The organism is Lelliottia sp. EB106-05-01-XG201 (assembly GCF_058791735.1).
Genome location: NZ_JBYTDV010000001.1, coordinates 2,048,222 through 2,066,277, shown reverse-complemented (window position 1 = coordinate 2,066,277; position 18,056 = coordinate 2,048,222). Strand labels below are relative to the sequence as shown.

The following is an 18,056-nucleotide window of genomic DNA, read 5'->3' as shown; positions in this document are numbered from 1 at the left end:
AGGTCGTCGACTACAGGTGTAGGACGCTATTTATTTTCTGAATAATAGATTAGCTAATTCAAAAACTAACACGACGTGATTTAAAAATAAAGCCATCATATTGGATAGTGCTGGCCAGTTAAACACCTGAGGTTTTTCCGTTCACCTTATGTTCAGCAGAATATAATCGCTTAATCACCTGTGAACGTGACAAGGGGGCTGCGCGGCCCCCTTGTCAATCCCCGCGCCCCGCCATGAAATCGGTGCTTCGCACTGCGCTCACCTCCCGGCCATCTGCCTGCGGTCGGCTCGACTCGACTTCCTGTCTCGTTTCGCCTCTGGCCGCCATCCCTGGCGTCCAGCCCTTGTCATCCGGCCTCCGGTTCGCCGATTTCTGCGGGGACCCACACCGGTGCCACTTTCAGGCTGCTGTGAAGGTTGAGGGATCGTGAGTCCGGCTGAAAATCGCCGAAGCGTTTCCTGGAGGCCGGGTCGAGGCGCAGGGAAGCGCCGAGAGGGTGCGACCTGCATGGATGCAGGATCGCGCCCGACCCGATAGCCGCAAGGAATAAGCTGAGGGCACCGCGAAGCGGCGATTTTCTTTGCCGGGAGCCGGGGTTGCCAGGGTGGTGGCGATTGAGCCACCCTGGCACGTTCACCGCAGAGAGATGGACCGGAAGCAGAGGAACGAAAGTGAACGGAACAATTCCACTCATGCCATAAAGGTCCTGGGACAACCATTAATCACATCCGATGCTTTATTTAATGGCGAACAGAACGTGAATAACCGTCAATCGCCGCATTGAGAGCGCTAATCTGTTGCTCCAGCTGCATAACCCCCTTCTCAAGCGCGGGCGGATGAAGCCCGGCCGCCAGCTGATTCTCCAGCGTTTCGGCCAGCTCATATAACGGCGTCGCGCCCAGGAGCTGCATCGTGCCGTTGATGCGGTGCAAGTGGTGTTGCAGCACATCCCACTCTTCCTGCGCCAGCGCCTGAACGGCCGCCGCGACGTCTTTGTCGTTTTCAATCCGCGCCTGTTCAAGCATCTGGCACATCAGTTTCTTATCGCCAAGGCTGTGCGCTTCCAGCCCTGGCATGTCGATGAACGCCTCAAGCGGCGGCCCGTCCTCAGCCATATTCACCCCGCTCAGCGCTGCCTTGAGCTGCTGCAGCTCGATGGGTTTGAACAGACACAAATTCATACCCACCGCCAGGCAGCGCTCTTTTTCTTCCGTCTGCGCATTGGCGGTCAGCCCCCAGATCACCATATTCTGATTCAGCTCGCGCACCCGTTGGGTCAGGGTGATGCCGTCCATATTGGGCATGTTCAGATCGGTAATCAGCAGGTCATACTCCTGATTTCTGATCAGGTTCAGCGCCTGAAGGCCATCTTCCGCCTCGTCGACGTGATAGCCGAGAATATCCAGCTGACGGCGCAGCAGCAGGCGGTTGGTCGGGTTATCTTCAGCAATCACAATTCGAAGCGAGGCGGGGAGCGTCGCTTCCTGTTCGGCGATCAGCGGCACATCGGGCGCATGATCAGAGGTTTGCGTCACCAGCGTCACCATCATGGTGGTGCCCATGCCCGGCTGGCTGGTGATGCTGATCTGCCCCGCCATACGCTCCACCATTTCCCGGCAAATCACCAGACCCAGGCCCGAGCCAATCTGCCGTTTTCCCGACTCCGTCTGGCTGAAGGGCTTAAACAGCTGCTGTTGTTCGACATGGCTAATGCCCGCCCCCGTATCCCGCACGCTCAGCGTGAGATACACCCGCTCCTCGCCCATCGCCTGGGTGTGGGCCATCACGTCCACACCGCCCTCGGCGGTAAATTTGATGGCGTTGCTCAGGAGATTCGACAGCACCTGTTTGATCGCCTGCGGGTCAAGCCACAGCGTTTTCCCGTCTTCAAGACGGCAATCGACCGTGAGGCGCAGATTTTTCTGCCGCGCCAGCCCTTCAAAATTGGCGACCGTGGCGTTAATCACCGACTCCAGATCGACCCATTCCGGCGTCAGGGTAAAATTGCCGGACTCAATTTTCTCCATATCCAGCACATCGCCAATCAGCGCGATCAGGGTTTGCGCCGTGCTGTAGGCCAGTTGAATCGCCTCTTTGGTCTCTTCCGCGCTCTGTTTGCGGGTGGTCAACAGCTCAAGGAAGCCCATGATCGCGCTGACCGGGGTGCGGATCTCATGGCTCATGCTCGCCAGGAACTGGCTTTTGGCCTGATTCGCATCGATGGCTTTGTCTTTCTCCACCTGCAGCGCTTTCATCAGCTGTCGGGATTCGGTGATGTCCTGCCAGCCGCAAATCAGGATCGCAGGCCGGTTTTCCGGCATCAGGCAGAGCGTCAGCCAGTGAAGGATCTGGCGATTTTCGCCGCCATTATTGAGGGTCAGAGAATGGGTGATCACATGGCCGGGTGTCAGGCCCTGCTGAATCTCCGGCTGTACGGTGTAGAAAACATCCGCCAGCGGGCTGCGTCGGTCAAACAGAGAATAACTCATCGCCTCGCGCCGCTCAGCAATGAAGAATTCGCTGAACGCGCTGTTGTAACTTTCGAGCTCTCCTTCGAGGGTAATCACGTAGACCGGCACGGGAATGGAGTTCGATAAGGTCTGGCTGAACGTCAGCTGATAATTCAGCGCGGCCTGCGCGGCCTTGCCCCGCCCAATCGCCCGCAGGAGATACACGCCCCACAGCAGGCTGGTGATCACCAGCAAAATCGCCAGACCGATCACCAGGTAAAAAGGCCGGTTATACAGATTCCAGGTGCCGATTTTCACCTCTGGCGCTTTGATCCATTTCCCGGCCAGATTGAGGATCTCTTTAGGCGGAATGTCGTCCAGCGCCTTGTTCAAAATACTCTGCAGTTCAGAGGCGTCGCGCGGGATCGCAAACGCAATCTGCGCGGACGGTTCGTCCGGAATACGGGTGTATTTCATGGTGCCGGGGTAGTAGTGATCGATGATAAAACGCGACGCGAGCTGGGTAGACACCACGGCATCCACGTCACCGAGCATCAGCTTGCTGAGCGCGGTACTGGTATTCTCGGCAATCACCCACTCCACGCCCGGATATTTGTGTTTCAGTTTGTCCGTCAGCGGATGGTAGGCCGGTATCGCCACTTTGGAGCCCGGCGCGAGCAGTTCGTTTGGCCCCGAGGACGCCCGGGTCACCAGCACAAAAGGCGTGGCGATAAACGGATGGGTGAACAACATCTCCTCTTCGCGTTCGGCGCTGAACGTCGCCGTCGGCAGCACGTCCCAGCCGCCTTTGCGCATGATGTTGACCATATCCGTATTCGAGTTGGCGATCACCGGCTGGAACACCAGCCCCGTTTGCAGCTGGATCAGATTCAGGATGTCGCCCAGCAGACCGCGTATCTCCTGATGATCGTCGACCATGCTCATCGGGGCGTAGTAAGGGTTAATCAGTACGCGCAGCACCGGGTGTTTGGCAATCCAGCGCTCTTCCCGTGGCGTGAGTTTCATCGCCTTATTGAGAAACGAGATATTGCCGGTATCGACCCACGACTGGGCGATCTGTTTATGGGTCTGTTCTGTGAGGGAGCTGATAAAGGTATCAAGAATGCCGAGCAGCTGTTTCTGATCGGCCGGGACGATGAAATGATTTCCCGTCTGGGGTTCACGCCAGAACTTCACCATTTCCAGGGACTGATAAAAATCGCGTACCAGAATAAAACTGGAGGTCAGGTTATTCCCAAAGAAATAGTCGTTTTCGTGATTTGCCACCGAGGCCAGCGCCAGATAATTATCCGCATAGGAAGTAATGTGCGCCTTCGGAAAAACCATTTTAATAAACTGCTCGGACGGGTAGCCCTGCTTAATGGCCACCGACACTTCGTCCTTATCGTTTGAAAGCGGCTTCATCACATCTGCCTGACGCGTGACAAGCGTAGGGTAAGCCCGGATCAGCGGCAGTGAAGCGGAGAAACCCGCATCCAGGTCGCTCTCTCCGGCGGGCGACGTCAGAATAATATCCGCCTCCCCGGCCTTGAGCGCCCTTAAAGCCTGATCCAGATCGGCGTAATGCTTAATCACCACCTGGATTTGCAGGGAGTTTTCCATCAGCAGCAGGTAGTCCGCGTTCATTCCCCGGTAACGTCCGGTCGTCGAATTCATACTCAGCGGCGGCGTTTCCTGCCCGTACACTGCTATGGTCAGGGAGCGTTTTGCCGCCAGCCACAGCAGATCGTAATGGCCCAAGGGCAGCGCGGGGGTAAACACCTGATTATCGCTGGCAAGCTGGAGCGTCGCCGGTTCAGGGCTGGCTGAACGCGCCGGAACACTCAGGATAAACAGCAAAAACAGCCCCGCGATAGCGCGCATGATCATGGTGTTAGCCAATCGCGTTACGCTGCGCAAAGGAGAATAGTTCCATCAAGGATTTGCAGTTCAGCTTCTCCATTAAACGGCTTTTATAGGTGCTCACGGTTTTATTGCTGATACACATTTCCGCCGCGATTTTCATATTGTCATCGCCATTGAGAATATAGCGCATCACTTTAATTTCCTGGCTCGACAGAGACTGTAACATTTCCTGTTCCGAGGAAAGGCTGCCCATGAACGACTGCAGTGATAACGGGAAATAACTGTAACCATTTTGCGCCGCGTGGACCGCCGCAATAATATTGGTCATGCCCTCTTTCTTACTGATAAAGGCATTCGCTCCCGCGTCGGCGCTGCGTTTGCCATAAAAAAGATCGTTCTTGGCAGAGACCACAATAATAATCCGGCTGAACGCCTGCTTGCGCAGTTTCTCCACCACTTCAATACCGCTCATCACCGGAATATCGACGTCGACAATCACCAGATCCGGACTGTGCTCACCGACAAGCTGTAACGCCTGCGCGCCGTCTCCGGCTTCCGCCACGACGGTGATGCCCTCATTTTCGAGCAGATTTTTAATCGCCATACGAGCCAGCGGATGGTCATCAACGACGATAGCATGTAACTTATTGGTTTTAGCCATCTTAGCTCCTTATTAGCTTCATTTTTCTGGTTCCTGACTCACCGGTTTTCGCCCACAAGACAACGCACATCACCGCCCCTGATGGCGTAATTATAACGTGCCGCAGGAGGATGAATGTTTTTCACAAACCTTTATTATTTAGTGATTCGAATGGACGTCGAGTCGAAGAAGTCTACCGTTTCGGGAAGACGATTTCTATTAGCATTAAAATAAAGTGTATCACGGCATGCAGGAAAACATCGCGCTTGCGAAAAGTCGTTAAGGAAGGGTTTAAAATAAACTTATGTCAATTTTTTACCCATTGTTTTACAAAGAATTAATTCATCAGGGATTTCACGTGTAGGATATCCCCTGCAAAAGTTTCCGATGTGTCTCCTGTATTTCATCCGCATGGATGATTAACCTGACTGAATATTATTATCACATTCTGTTCAGCAGGACTGGATACACTCTCGCATGGACAAATTACACGGAGCCAGCGTTAGTTTTGGCAAAAAACACCCGCAGCGAAAAAGTAAAAAAAGAATGATATGCGCCCTGCTCATTATCATTTTTTATTTTATTTGCAGCTTCGGGCCAGATATTAGTTTTCGCACGATGCCAGACACCAGCGATGCCTATATTACCGGTAATCCTGTCTTTATTTTCTCAGAAACTGGGGGTCGCGTGGCGGCCATCGCACCAGTCAACAGTGACAGAGTTCGTAAAGGCGATATTCTGCTGCAGCTGGAAAATGCCCGCGAAGAGCGTCAGTTTAAAAAAGCCGAACAAAGCCTGCTGGAGACGGAAAAAGAGACCCAGGAGCGCTACATCGCCGACAGCCAGAATAATGCCCAGATTCTCCATGCCCAGATGACCTACCAGCAGGCGCTGATTGAGTATAACCGCCGGTTACAGTCGATAGGCCCGGCGGCCATTTCGCAGGACGATCTCCGACAGGCGCTTAAAAACGTCAACAGCAGCAAAGCGGCGCTGGATATCGCCATTCAACAGTACCGCCGGAATTTGCTCTGGCTTCGCGAGGCGGATATCTCGCAGCAAAAGCTGATAGTGCAGGCCAGAGAGGCCCTGCAAAAAGCCGCTGAGGCGCTGGATCGCACGCGGGTGCGAAGCCCCGTGAGCGGGTATGTCGCGCACCGGAATGTGCACACGGGTTTACACGTCAGCCCCGGGCAAACGCTGATGACCATCGTCCCCGCCGACCAGATGTGGATTAATGCCAACTTTACTGCCGCAGAGATCGCTGACGTCCGCGTCGGCCAGAAAGCGGTGATTCTGACGGAGATGTATGGCAACAAGGTGGTGTTCGACGGTCAGGTGGAGGGGTGGGATCAGGATGCCGACGCCGCGCTGTCCGCCCTCAGCAGCGCAGAAAAATGGATCAGTGAGGTGCAAAAAATTCCCGTGCGGATCTCCATCAATCCGATGCAGATGAGCCAGTATCCGCTAAGGATTGGGGTTTCTTCGAGGGTGAAACTGCTCGACCGCCGCACTCGCAGCGCGCACTTTTCGCTGGTGAGAAAAGGAATCAACATCCTGCGCGCATACCGGAAGTATTTGCTGGAAGATTAATGGACTCTGACTGAGTACTCGCGGTGTTTTATTAACTTATCTATACTCCACCTCACCTTTTCTCAATGCCTGAGGCCCTCTGTGCTCGCCACTATTCTCGTCGCGGTTGTTGCCGCCATCCATCTCTATGTTCTGGTTCTGGAAATGTTTTTATGGAATACCCCAACCGGTCGCAAGGCGTTTAACCTGAGCGAAGATTTTGCCCGTGAAACCCGCGTTCTGGCCGCCAATCAGGGCCTGTACAACGGCTTTCTGGCGGCAGGTTTGCTGTGGGGATTATGGCTCGGCGAAAGCGGCGTTCCGGTCACCTTGTTCTTCCTGACCTGCGTACTGATTGCGGGTGTTTTTGGCGCGATAACGGCCAGCCGGAAGATCCTCTATGTTCAGGCGCTTCCGGCGCTGGTTGCGTTAATTGCTTTGCTGGTGCGTTGAGGTTAAGGGTTAATGTTGGCGTTGTTTTAAAGGCGACGGTGCATAATGTGTATGCAGATGGGGTGTTTGCTATTTGTTTAGCGTCATCACTCCAGGCGCATGTCTGCTTTGTTTCAGATATGGACTTGTTGGTATTGTCAGTGGGAAGGTATTTCATCAGAATGATGACTGCCTTTAAGCATGAGCATTTTTAATGCAGTCACAAACCATTGAATCTCGCTCCACCCGGGTTACTGACTCACGGAATAAAAGAATGCACGAGATCGAGCTATGCGTACACATCAGCTGAATAAGTCCCGTAAACTTTATCGCAGCGTCAACACGACTACGCGGCACCATTCTAATAATCCAGGTGCTGAGTATCGTTGGGAACGCAATCGTAAAAAAGTCGGAGATGAGCTCCTGGCAAAGCGCGAGACAATGCATGGCAGACAGAAGCGTGGCCGAGACTACACACCATTGTTTTATTTTCTGATCAAAGCGATTGGCAAATCGTGGGATGAAATATTCAGCGAAGTATGTGGACGTCTTGATACCACCGAGCCTGTATTCTGGCTGGTCGCGCTACATGAATATCAGAGAAGGGATTTGGTCTGCATTGGCGAAAGCAGTTTTTTCCCGGGTCTGTTTGTTGATGAGAATGGAATTCTGCAACAGGTAAACCCTTCAATTACGAAAAATGACGTTAAGGTGACTTGCCGTTGCTGCACACACACTTATATAGGTGAACCTGTGCCCTGGATAGATTGAGTGGCAACATATCCTATCCTGCCAAGGATGCGGCCTTCCTCAGCAATGAGAGCGTTTGCAAACTTCCCCTCCTCGCTTAATGCAGTCCTTCAGCGCTACGTCTGCTTCGTGCCAGAAGCGGACGTAGTTATTCACATAAACAGTGACCTAAAATACATACGAACAGATGCAGGTCTGTAAAATAATATATTTTTATATGTGATTTATAGGGTGAGGTATTTGTAAGTTGATAAAATTTTCATTGAAAACGGAGTGTTACTTCATCCATTGCACGAAAGAAAGAACGAGTGTATCCAGTTTGGATCCAGGGCTCTTGAAAAACATCTCTCGCATGCGCCCCAAACCAATTATTTAGTATAATCAAGCGTCTTTCTTTTTGTTGTATTTTGAATGCCTCACCTTCACCCCCAAGTGTTTTAATAATTTCAATTACCCTTTCTTTCTCTAAGGGGTTATTCTTGCACCCAATGATTTCACCGTTGAAATAAGGAATGTTCATGTTGCTGCATTTAGCTACAAGAGGAATGTCATAGATGCCTTGCTGATCTATTATTAAATTCCCGTTACGATCTTTGTAAGTGATTGGTGTGATTTCTAATTGGAATGATTTACCTGATGCTAATTCTATGAAATCGTGAAATCTTTCCCATTTTGAAAATGGAATCCAGTAAAAATCACCAGGGTTCTTATAGCCTAAAAACATATTGTAAATGCCTACTGTTCTAGGTGAGAAAATGCAATCATCAAGAATTGTACCATCAGTATGAAACCCAAGATGTTTTTCTGGTGAGAAATATTTAATGCCTTTTTCTTCTAATAATTTCGCTCCACGTGAGGATGCATTGTAAATGCTGAAATCTAACTTTGTGTTTTTATCAACTTTCGGTGTGAATATATTTCTAATTAAAAATAAAGCCAAAAATGCACCAAACCATATTCTTTCCTTTATATTAATGTTGATTTTTGGTTCTGGGATGTCGATCACGGCGATCCCCAAATCTCTATCGTTAATTTTATTTTTAACAGTTGTTATGAGTTCATCCCAATCTGCTGAATTTGAGAATAATTCTTCTTTGTTGCCAAGATCAGAAAAAGAGCCGCTAAGTTTTTTATTTTTCACAAGAAAGTCAAAAATAGTTGTCGACAAAGCATTTGGAAATGTCAGTGTTGATGTTTTCAACATATCCATACTTAACATCCTTATAATTTAACGTCAATGGGAATGGAATATAGAACTGAAATAAACTTAAGGTTTTTTCTTGGGGGTGTTTTCTTTTGCCGATTTATCTAGAGGGGTTGCCACATTACATTCAGGAGCATTAGTATATTCAGGGAGCACATCCATTAAAGATTCAATGGCTGCTTGTGCTTCTTTAATAGAGTCGAGTGCAGTTTTCAACTCTTTCTGAATGTTATGTTTTTTGACCATGTTAAAAACCTCTTTCTGATTTAAAACACTAAGATTTTACTTTATACAAAGACTAGATAATCCTTTAAAAATTGCAAGTTTTGAGATGTTTCTTACATTTTTTGAAAAATAACTAAAAGAATGCCAACAGCACTTAACTTACTGATTTTCCGTACAGGGAACGTCAATGGAAGTAGTCTCAAAATCTTTTAGCAAGATAATGTACGTATAAGAAAGTCTTGATTTTATTCACTAAAAGAACGATTGAGTCACAAGGATTATATCATCTAAGCTTCCGCTTTTCGCTCGCAGCAGACATCGTGGCACTCCAGGCGGTCCGCTTTGTGCTAGGGGCGGACATTATATTAGTGGGGAGAAACCTGCTCCCCACTTTTGTTGATGATGCTACGCACAACCCCGTGTTAATTTGTTCTGGGTGTCCTGTTTAACCAGAGCAAAACTCCGACGCCTCCCAGACTGAACAGAGAAATGCTGTACAGAGCAGTAAAAGCACCAAAATTCTGCGCTATCACACTGGTTATACCGGTAGAAATAGCCGCGGTCAGAACCTGTCCGCGCCATGCAAGTGCACTGGCTTTGGCGACCTGAGTTTCTGCGAAGTTCTTAAGTACGCCGAACGTACCTAAAGCAAAAACAATATTCGAACCCATGTGTGCACTGAAAATCATAATAAGCCCGGCGTACGGAAAGCCGGCGGACAAAGGTAATAAAAAATAACTACAGATGTATCCGCCCAGGCATAGCAACAACAGCCTGTTATTAGCGGAATAGCGCTGCAATTTACCAGCATTAAGTATTAGCGGGCCGCAGAGTTGTCCGAGGCTGCGCGCAAAAAGCAGCGGCAGTGCCAGCTCGGCTGACTCTTCTGGCCTTATTTCCTGTGCAAGAGCAGGTAAAAGCGCCATTGCGGGAGAACCCACAGCTGCTAGGGCAGGTAAAAGCATAACGCTTCGTTTTTGCAGGGGAGATAAACATCGCCAGAATAACTTATGCGTGTCAGGCACCGCTTTTTCAGGTTGCAGCTCCATCGCCTGAAAAACAGAGGCTGACATCAGAAGCAAAGCAGCAGAAGCGACAAAACTCACGGCATCAATGGCAAGGAGATTCAAAGGAGAAATCTGGTCGAACAGTAAAACGCCCAACCCGGTACCCAGCAAAACCTGTGAGGCAAAAATTATCGTTTCCATGGCGGTTGCTGCAGGTAGTTCGTCATGCGGTAATCCGCGTTTAAACAGCAGCGTTAGAGCTGGGTAACTCATGCCGCTGAATAGCGCTTCCGAACACTGCACCGCAAGCAGAGCCGGAACGTTATGATGTAGCAAACCATATAGCGGAAAAATAAGTGCAAGCAGGCCGAGCAGCTCTGTAAAAATCAGGATACGGAGTGGTGAAACCTTCTTACACAGGGCTTCGCCCAGGATGCTCCCTATAAAACTGGGCAGCATTGACAGCATATAAACCATCGTCAGAGTCGCAGGAGAAGCCTGCCAGTGTAAAAGTTGTCCAAAAACAATTACCTGAGTAAGTCCATTACCAAGGGATGACAGGATATAGGCAAAACCAAGGAAGCGCAGCCAGTCATGACTACGCAGTGCGCGAAAAAGCGCAAGCAGCAAAGTATTCATGCGGAAAGATTCTCACCTTAAATAACAGAAGCCCACACAGCCCACAGGCAATGCGGAAAGCAAAAACTGTTAAAAGACAGAATCTTTACATTGGATAATTTACTTTCATGGAAGCAGATACGACATTGTATCACACAAAAAGCAGGCGGTATTCCCGAAGCCTGAGCGTCCGCTTCTCGCTCTCAGCGGACTTTCACCCCGATTACCCCATCCCTTCCATCCCAAAAGCTGCAATCTCAAAGCCCCAACTCTATACTCAGGAACTTCTTATAAAGATTCCACTATGAGGTTTTCGTCATGACTGCTTTTCATCAACTCACTGCCACCAGCCTGCAAGGCCAGCCCATCCCTATGGCCGACTATGCGGGTAAGCTGGTTCTGGTGGTCAATACGGCCAGCCAGTGTGGCTTCACACCGCAATATGCAGGCCTGGAAATGCTCTACAAGAAGTACGCCGCCCAGGGGCTGGTGATTCTTGGTTTCCCCTGCAACCAGTTCGGTAAGCAGGAGCCCGGTAGCGCCGACGACATCGCTCAGACCTGCCACATCAACTACGGAGTGACTTTCCCGATGTTCGAGAAAGTAGACGTCAACGGCGCCGCCGCGCACCCGGTATTTCGTTATCTCAAAGAAGCCTTGCCTGGCGTATTGGGCGGGCGGATCAAGTGGAACTTCACGAAATTTCTGATCGGACGCGACGGCAAACCGCTCAAGCGGTTCGCACCGTTCACCACTCCGGAGAAAATGGAAGCCACAATCCTGGCGGCCCTTGAAAGTAAGGAGCTCGGAAAAACATAAATGCCCTATCGGGCATTTATGTTTTACTTACGACGATTCTGATATAGCGGGTTAACATGCCGCGTTAAACACACATATTAATGGGCAAACAGCGCAATCAGAATAATGATGGGAATGGGGACGCCTAAAAAAAACAGTAATAATGAGCGCATTTTAAACCTCTCGCATAATTAGAAATTATAAATCACGTTGACGGCCACCGAAGGTCGCACACAAGCTGGCTACGAAGGCACCCGCCAGCAGAGAAATGAATGTCCAGAGCATGAGATAGCTCGTGGTTTTACGTGCGGCATCAGCAGCCTGCTGCGCTTTTTCCTTCGCTTCTTTTAACTTAGCCTGAGCTTTGTCATAGGTGCTCTGTACCCGCTGTTCAGCCTCTTGCTGGCTGATACCCGTATTTTGAGCAATCAGTCGGGCGACATACTGACGATCGTCCTGGGGTAAGGCGCCGGTGGTAATGCTGTTGGCAAAGATACCGGTCACCTCACCTAACTGTGCAGGCGAAACGGGTTGATGTGATGGCGCGACAGGAGCCGCAGTTGGCGAAGCGGGATCGGCTGCGCCGTTTGCCGGTGTGGCAGGATTGCTCGCCCTGAACAGCGAGTTAACGAAATAGTTCATTGACGAACCGGGCCCTGCGGACGGCCCGTTCGCCATACTCGCTGCGCCAGCCGCCGTGGTCGCCGCGGCCCCTCCGGCAACGGTACCTACGATTTTAGCGCCCCCTCCCACAATAGCCCCCACCGTGCTCGTTAACAGCGCAGCAGAGACCAGCGCCGCCACCGCCCAGGCCAAAAAACCATGTGCCGTATCGCGGAAGTACACTTCGTCGGTGTGGGTATCGACCCATTTCGTGCGTAGTCGTCCGGCCAAATAGCCACCCATACCCGACGCCACAATTTGCGTGAAGGTCAGCCAGGCGATAGCCGCGATACCCACCGTACCGGCGTCAAGCCCGCGACTTTCCCATGGCGAAACGGACGTGAGCCCTAAACCGGCGCCCAACATCAGCAAAATCAAAGAGAGGGATGCCGCTGCTGCCGCACCGGCAAAGATGGCACCCCAGGATACGGCGCTGCTGCTCGCGGCAGGCAGAGGCAGACGCGTATCGGGATACGACGTGTTAACTGTGGACTGTTCGTGAATGTGAGTCATAGCTGTTGTCCTTGAATTAATCTTTGCGTTCGGAACCAGGAACTGATTGATGAAACAGGAAACATTACCACCTTCAACATTGAGGCTCTTCATGAGCCAAGTGATGCAATTGATAAACAGAAAGGCTGAAAACATAAACAAACGAAATCGAAAAAATCACAGTGGAAATTTATTCCACGCACTAAGGATAGTAGATAATTTCGCGCCAAATGGATTTTAAACTTTAAACATCCGTTACCATTTGAGATGGCGGATTTTATAGTGGGTCTAAAAATGACCAGACGGCGTGAAATCCCTTCCGGTTCACTGCCCCATAAACCTTAGTATTACTGCGTGTTTATTTGCGCTGAGTTAACAGGTGGCTTGTTTTTTGAACAGATGTACTCACGTTGGGTGGCGATCAAATAACGGCATCGCTCTTGCCCGATCAATTTTAAAAAAAAGAAAACCTTTAACCTGTTGATTTTAATGAGTTAAAATATTGGCAAAGTGATTACGTTAACAATAGCCCTGGCGGATATGTAAATAGCACAGTAACTAAATTATAATTCTTTAACATCCGGTTGATATTCGAGGTCAAAAATGCGGTTAATTGTCATGCTGTTAAGCTTTGCGCTCTCAACACAGGCCTGGGCGGGTGAACTTTCCAGACCTGCCGGTAAAATCCTTTTAACGCTGTCTGGTCACATCGAAAATACCAATGAAGATGGCAAAGCCGTTTTTGATCTCGCAAGCCTTGAGAAACTGGGTATGGTCAGCTTCCAGACCACTTCCCCCTGGTATGATGGCCGCACGACCTTCACGGGTATTCCACTGCAAAAACTCATGGATTATGTCGGGGCGAAAGGATCTGTTGTTAAGGTCACTGCGCTCAATGACTACACCACGGAAATCCCGCTCAGTGATTTTAAAAAATACAACGTTATCCTGGCGTTAAAAGTCAACGGAGAATATATGCGCATCCGTGATAAAGGCCCGCTGTTTGTGGTTTACCCCTATGACAGCATTCCTGAGCTGAATAATCAGATTTATTATTCCAGGTCAGCGTGGCAGGTCAGCAGAATGAATATTGAGTAAGGGGTCAGAAGACCAACATGAACAGAATTCTGGCTGGCATCATCTGTTTCCTTTTTATATCTACAGGGTATATCTCTTTCCTTGTGCATGAGAGGCAACAGGAGTTACAGAAACTGACGCACTACGCCGCGTCGTGGTCTGCTGCACAGCTGGTTTCACAATATTACCGGTTCGAATCCCTGCTGGGTCTTTACGCTATCGATGAAACGATGACGCTCGATGATGTGCGCATGCGTCTCGATATTATGCTCAGCCAGAGTGATTTAATGAAACAAGGCGATCTGAGCAATTACATTGAAAGCAGTAAAGCCCATCATGAACTGGCGGTCCAGCTTGAAAAGACGCTGGATTATCTGGATGTTCATCTTGAGAAAATGAATCGTTCCGAGCTGCAGGCCTACCTGCTAACCATGCACACCCTGGATCCACAGCTGGCTCGTCTCTCTTCCGGCGCTTTAGACAAAGATATCAACACCATTAATGACGCCAACCTCAAGATTAAAACCCTGTACTATATTTACTCAGCGACCTCGGTATTGCTGATAATAATGAGTGCGATACTGGGTGTGCTGATTTACTTCCAGAACAGAAATATTCTGAAGGCGCATCTTCAGGTGAAAAGCCTTGCTGATGCCTTACAGGAATCGAAAGAAAAACTACAGGTCCAGAATGCAAAACTGGAGTATGACGTTTACCATGACTCTCTGACGGAGATGAATAACCGCCATTATTTCTGGGAGAATTTAAATGAAACCATCGAGCGCGCAGTTAAAAACAATAATTCTGTCAGCGTGATGTTGTTTGATTTGGATCGGTTCAAAGAGGTTAATGATACCTACGGTCATGATGTCGGTGATATGTTATTACGCCAGATATCACAGCGTCTGACTTCAATGGGCCTGACTTCCGATACGCTTTATCGGTTAGGCGGGGATGAGTTTGCGTTTCTATCGAGTGGCCTGACGGAGAGCAGCGCCGTCTCACGAGCCCAAAAAATATGCGATGCGATCAACCAGCCCTACACGATTTATAATACGATTATCAATATTACCACCTGTGTCGGCATTGTTATTTCAGACACTGAACGCCGCTCCGACTATCTCTATAAATTTGCCGATCTGGCCCTTTATGAAGCCAAAAAAGAAGGCGCTGGCAAAATAAAAGTCTTCCGCCAATGGATGTTAGATAAACTACAAGAAAGCCGAACCCTTGAGCATGATATGGCCCTGGCGATAGTGAATAAAGAATTCGTGGTTTATTATCAGCCTATTGTTGATTCTTTCAGCCAGGAAATTTACAGCTATGAAGCCCTTATTCGCTGGAAACATCCTCTGAAGGGCCTCCTTTCGCCGGACAGCTTTATCCCTGTGGCGGAAAAAACAGGAATGATTAACGAGATCGGGAAATCGGTGCTTGAAATGGCCTGCCGCGAAGCCGCTTCCTGGGCGATTCCGGCTAAAATTTCAGTCAATGTTTCTCCTGTCCAGCTGGGCAGCAAAGCCTTTGCCGGAGTCGTGCTCTCTATTCTGAACGAAACGGGACTTGCGGCTGAGCGTCTTGAACTGGAAGTGACTGAATCTTCTCTCTTTACTGAGAGCAATACGCCGATGAATACGCTTAACAGACTCCGGGCGCTGGGGGTGAAAATTTCTATCGATGATTTTGGGACCGGTTATTCTTCTCTGTCGCGCCTCAGCAGGCTTGCCTTCGATAAAATCAAAATAGACAAGTCCTTTGTGTATTCATTATCGACACAGCAAGACGCCCTGAATATCATCAGGCTCATTACCGGTATGGCGAAATCCCTCAACATGAAAGCCGTTGCGGAAGGTGTTGAAACGCAGGAACAGCTGGAAAGCCTTAAAGCGCTGGGCTGCGATTTCGTGCAAGGCTATCTGTTCGGTAAACCTCAGCCTTATGTAGATGAGAAAATCAGAAACGGCTCAACGGAAAATATTCCTCGTGCCCGCTCTGTATAGGTTTAGATTTGTGGCGAATCAGGCTCAGAAAGATGCTGTATGTCATCACTCATCGCCTGTAGCTCATTGAACAGTCTCGCCAGATGGAAACCATCGCACACGGAATGATGAACCTGAACGGCAAGAGGCAATAATACTTTGCCATCCTGCGTGTAGTATTTTCCAAGCGTGAACATGGGAGCAAAAAAGTTCTGCATATTAGCCACGTTGATATTAAAGCTGGTAAAACTGACCCAGGGAATACCCGATACGAAAAACATATTTTCCCGTGACTCTTCTTTAGGCCAATAAGCCAGGTTATTACCGTAGCGCGCAGTGTCTTCTGCATAAACGTTCTGGAAGTGATGAATATTTCCATCGTAGTGACTCCATAATGACGAAAAGGTCTCCGTTTCATGATGGAAAATGGTATAGCTGGGATGGACTTCATTCCATATGACAAGCTCATTGTTCTTCATGGTCATTCGGAATTCCGTGTGATTATTGACGACCTTAGAGATAAGAAAAATAATAGTAGGATAAAACTTCCAGCCTTTTTCCTTAGAATATTTTAGCAGCGTGGTAATATCGATCATCACGGTCTGGTTAATGGTACTTTGCGCAAACGACTGAAACACCTCAAAATGCTCTTTCCTTGCCCAACGCGATAAGTCAACAGGGGTATATTCTGGGGTTGTTTTTTTCATTTTTTAACCTTTGATGATATATCAGATGTTAGTGTTTTATGAATCAAGAAAATGGTCAGTGGTCCAAATTACTTTTAAAGTGAACGCATTGGCTTCCATAATTATACAGCAGAATCAGGCATGATTTTTCTCCACCATTCAGGTTTCATATCCTGAAATGAGTGAGAGTCTGGCGAAAACAGAGCGCATTCATTGTGGTCAAAAATGCCGCTGAGCAAAGCAATCACCGGATTGTCATCGATAGCGCCGATGGAGCTGCCACATCTGGCGCAAAATGCTCTGGATGAAGCCGCAGATGAGCGGTAGAGAGAAGGCGCGCCCCCTTCCCCCGTCCATTCAACATCTGACGAGTGGAATTCAAGCCATACTGCGGTCTGACAGCCAGAATGCTTCTGGCACATATCGCAGGAGCAGGAATGAGAGGAAGCCGGGTTAATCGCTGTGAATCGGATAAACCCACATAAACATCCACCTGACAATTTCATATCCATATCAGCTGATACCCTATCATCGCTCAGAGAATGTTAAAGATAGCATTGTCAGCTTATCGCTCATAGCGGACCCTATGACCTTGCTTTCTGTCCGCACTGTGCCAGAAGCAGTCATTTTCGCGCAAGCATAAAACTCGAGTGTCCTGTGAAACGAATCTGTCGTCACTGCAATCGGGTACAGGCAGCAAGGGGACCGGGGTCTCAATTTGATGTTCGATCACGAATGCCGCAGATTGCTTCAAAATAATTACCGTATTTGTTATATTGTTGTTTATTGCTTATTCACCTCTGCGGTGCCAAAAAGAACAAGATTCACCGCAACCCAGGACAGAAAAATGCTAGATTACCGCTTCCCGACAGCTTTGCAGATGGTTCTCAGCGTAGCGATGGCGGAGCAATTGGGTGAACGTTCGACGAGTGCTATTCTGGCCTACGGGCTGGAAGCAAATCCGAGCTTCATCCGCAAATTGATGGTTCCCCTCACGCGTGACGGCATTATCGTCTCAACGCTTGGCCGTAACGGCTCAATTCATCTTGGTCGCCCGCCGGAAGAGATCACCCTGCGTGACATCTACCTGTCGGTTATCGAAGATAAAAAGCTGTGGGCGTCGCGCCCTGATGTTCCGGCCCGCTGCGTGGTCAGCGCGAACGCCTGCTGGTACTTTAAGTCGATCTCTGAAGAAGCTGAGCAGGCCTCGTTAGCGGTATTAGCCCGTCATACCGTGGCAAGCGCCCTGGATGCGGTGAAAAACGCCGATACTAGCGGATGTGATCCGCTCCCAGAGCTTATAGCCCAGTATCAAAAAACGTCTTAACGCTTTCCCTGTTGCGAAAAAAAACCGAAGTAATGCTTGCCCCAAGACCTTTATAGCATCAGTGGAATTGTTCCGTTCACTTTCGTTCCTCTGCTTCCGGTCCATCTCTCTGCGGTGAACGTGCCAGGGTGGCTCGATCCCCCCCTGGCAACCCCGGCTCCCTCAACCTTTACAGCCGTCTGAATGTGGCACCGGTGTGGGCCCCCGCAGAAATCGGCGAACCGGAGGCCGGATGACAAGGGCTGGACGCCAGGGATGGCGGCCAGAGG

15 protein-coding genes are annotated in these 18,056 nt (G+C 49.5%); 7 read left to right on the top strand and 8 right to left on the bottom strand.

Annotated features, from left to right (window positions below):
* Positions 1 to 741: 741 nt before the first annotated feature.
* Together AC3WS9_RS09615 and evgA are read right to left on the bottom strand one after the other, a co-directional pair.
* A complete protein-coding gene (locus tag AC3WS9_RS09615; protein WP_492488010.1) occupies positions 742 to 4,371 on the bottom strand; it encodes a response regulator in 3,630 nt (1,209 codons plus the stop codon).
* Positions 4,346 to 4,978, bottom strand: coding sequence for an acid-sensing system DNA-binding response regulator EvgA (gene evgA, locus AC3WS9_RS09610; protein ID WP_492488008.1), 633 nt, complete (start codon positions 4,976 to 4,978; stop codon positions 4,346 to 4,348). The genes AC3WS9_RS09615 and evgA overlap by 26 nt, the downstream gene beginning before the upstream one ends.
* A 666-nt stretch (positions 4,979 to 5,644) precedes the next feature.
* Here evgA and AC3WS9_RS09605 point away from each other — a divergent pair.
* The 3 genes from AC3WS9_RS09605 (at position 5,645) to AC3WS9_RS09595 (ending at position 7,732) form a co-directional block, all read left to right on the top strand.
* Complete coding sequence (locus AC3WS9_RS09605) at positions 5,645 to 6,550, top strand: HlyD family secretion protein (protein WP_492488006.1); 906 nt, start codon at positions 5,645 to 5,647, stop codon at positions 6,548 to 6,550.
* 81 nt (positions 6,551 to 6,631) lie between these two features.
* Positions 6,632 to 6,982: a DUF1304 domain-containing protein gene (locus AC3WS9_RS09600; protein WP_492488004.1), complete on the top strand. Its 351-nt coding sequence runs from the start codon at positions 6,632 to 6,634 to the stop codon at positions 6,980 to 6,982.
* Between the two features lie 270 nt (positions 6,983 to 7,252).
* The gene (locus AC3WS9_RS09595) at positions 7,253 to 7,732 is read left to right on the top strand and encodes a hypothetical protein (RefSeq protein ID WP_492488003.1); all 480 of its coding nucleotides are present in this window, start codon (positions 7,253 to 7,255) and stop codon (positions 7,730 to 7,732) included.
* A gap of 238 nt (positions 7,733 to 7,970) precedes the next feature.
* On the opposite strand, the gene AC3WS9_RS09590 is transcribed toward AC3WS9_RS09595, so the two are convergent.
* From AC3WS9_RS09590 to AC3WS9_RS09580, 3 genes are all read right to left on the bottom strand, one after another.
* Positions 7,971 to 8,921 (bottom strand): hypothetical protein, encoded by a 951-nt coding sequence (locus AC3WS9_RS09590; RefSeq protein WP_492488001.1) that lies wholly within the window; start codon positions 8,919 to 8,921, stop codon positions 7,971 to 7,973.
* 57 nt (positions 8,922 to 8,978) lie between these two features.
* Positions 8,979 to 9,161 carry a hypothetical protein gene (locus AC3WS9_RS09585; protein ID WP_492487999.1) on the bottom strand — a complete coding sequence of 61 codons (183 nt, stop codon included), beginning with the start codon at positions 9,159 to 9,161 and terminating at the stop codon, positions 8,979 to 8,981.
* A gap of 401 nt (positions 9,162 to 9,562) precedes the next feature.
* Entirely contained in the window at positions 9,563 to 10,786 is a 1,224-nt protein-coding gene (locus tag AC3WS9_RS09580) for an MFS transporter (RefSeq protein WP_492487997.1), read from the bottom strand.
* 297 nt (positions 10,787 to 11,083) lie between these two features.
* Between AC3WS9_RS09580 and AC3WS9_RS09575 the strand changes: the two genes are divergently transcribed.
* On the top strand, positions 11,084 to 11,584 hold the full coding sequence (locus AC3WS9_RS09575) for a glutathione peroxidase (protein ID WP_492487995.1): 501 nt from the start codon (positions 11,084 to 11,086) through the stop codon (positions 11,582 to 11,584).
* 177 nt (positions 11,585 to 11,761) lie between these two features.
* Here AC3WS9_RS09575 and AC3WS9_RS09570 read toward each other — a convergent pair whose 3' ends face one another.
* Positions 11,762 to 12,739, bottom strand: a complete 978-nt coding sequence (locus AC3WS9_RS09570) for a hypothetical protein (protein ID WP_492487993.1) — start codon at positions 12,737 to 12,739, stop codon at positions 11,762 to 11,764.
* A gap of 582 nt (positions 12,740 to 13,321) precedes the next feature.
* On the opposite strand from AC3WS9_RS09570, the gene AC3WS9_RS09565 reads away from it, so the two are divergent.
* Both AC3WS9_RS09565 and AC3WS9_RS09560 read left to right on the top strand, forming a co-directional pair.
* Positions 13,322 to 13,816 (top strand): putative pterin-binding protein, encoded by a 495-nt coding sequence (locus AC3WS9_RS09565; protein ID WP_285144338.1) that lies wholly within the window; start codon positions 13,322 to 13,324, stop codon positions 13,814 to 13,816.
* 17 nt (positions 13,817 to 13,833) lie between these two features.
* A complete protein-coding gene (locus AC3WS9_RS09560) occupies positions 13,834 to 15,795 on the top strand; it encodes a putative bifunctional diguanylate cyclase/phosphodiesterase (protein ID WP_492487991.1) in 1,962 nt (653 codons plus the stop codon).
* 2 nt (positions 15,796 to 15,797) lie between these two features.
* Here the strand turns inward: AC3WS9_RS09560 and catA are convergent, their stop codons facing one another.
* Together catA and AC3WS9_RS09550 are read right to left on the bottom strand one after the other, a co-directional pair.
* Positions 15,798 to 16,481: a type A chloramphenicol O-acetyltransferase gene (catA, locus tag AC3WS9_RS09555; protein ID WP_492487989.1), complete on the bottom strand. Its 684-nt coding sequence runs from the start codon at positions 16,479 to 16,481 to the stop codon at positions 15,798 to 15,800.
* A gap of 101 nt (positions 16,482 to 16,582) precedes the next feature.
* Positions 16,583 to 16,972: a GFA family protein gene (locus tag AC3WS9_RS09550; RefSeq protein WP_492487987.1), complete on the bottom strand. Its 390-nt coding sequence runs from the start codon at positions 16,970 to 16,972 to the stop codon at positions 16,583 to 16,585.
* Positions 16,973 to 17,307: 335 nt separating this feature from the next.
* On the opposite strand from AC3WS9_RS09550, the gene oqxR reads away from it, so the two are divergent.
* Positions 17,308 to 17,787 (top strand): efflux pump transcriptional repressor OqxR, encoded by a 480-nt coding sequence (gene oqxR / locus AC3WS9_RS09545; RefSeq protein ID WP_492487985.1) that lies wholly within the window; start codon positions 17,308 to 17,310, stop codon positions 17,785 to 17,787.
* The last annotated feature ends 269 nt before the right edge of the window (positions 17,788 to 18,056 follow it).

Coding starts and splice junctions, on each gene's coding strand:
- evgA (WP_492488008.1), bottom strand. CDS start 4,978: ATGGCTAAAACCAATAAGTTACATGCTATCGTCGTTGATGACCATCCG.
- AC3WS9_RS09595 (WP_492488003.1), top strand. CDS start 7,253: ATGCGTACACATCAGCTGAATAAGTCCCGTAAACTTTATCGCAGCGTC.
- AC3WS9_RS09590 (WP_492488001.1), bottom strand. CDS start 8,921: ATGGATATGTTGAAAACATCAACACTGACATTTCCAAATGCTTTGTCG.
- AC3WS9_RS09585 (WP_492487999.1), bottom strand. CDS start 9,161: ATGGTCAAAAAACATAACATTCAGAAAGAGTTGAAAACTGCACTCGAC.
- AC3WS9_RS09580 (WP_492487997.1), bottom strand. CDS start 10,786: ATGAATACTTTGCTGCTTGCGCTTTTTCGCGCACTGCGTAGTCATGAC.
- AC3WS9_RS09575 (WP_492487995.1), top strand. CDS start 11,084: ATGACTGCTTTTCATCAACTCACTGCCACCAGCCTGCAAGGCCAGCCC.
- AC3WS9_RS09570 (WP_492487993.1), bottom strand. CDS start 12,739: ATGACTCACATTCACGAACAGTCCACAGTTAACACGTCGTATCCCGAT.
- AC3WS9_RS09565 (WP_285144338.1), top strand. CDS start 13,322: ATGCGGTTAATTGTCATGCTGTTAAGCTTTGCGCTCTCAACACAGGCC.
- AC3WS9_RS09560 (WP_492487991.1), top strand. CDS start 13,834: ATGAACAGAATTCTGGCTGGCATCATCTGTTTCCTTTTTATATCTACA.
- catA (WP_492487989.1), bottom strand. CDS start 16,481: ATGAAAAAAACAACCCCAGAATATACCCCTGTTGACTTATCGCGTTGG.
- AC3WS9_RS09550 (WP_492487987.1), bottom strand. CDS start 16,972: ATGGATATGAAATTGTCAGGTGGATGTTTATGTGGGTTTATCCGATTC.
- oqxR (WP_492487985.1), top strand. CDS start 17,308: ATGCTAGATTACCGCTTCCCGACAGCTTTGCAGATGGTTCTCAGCGTA.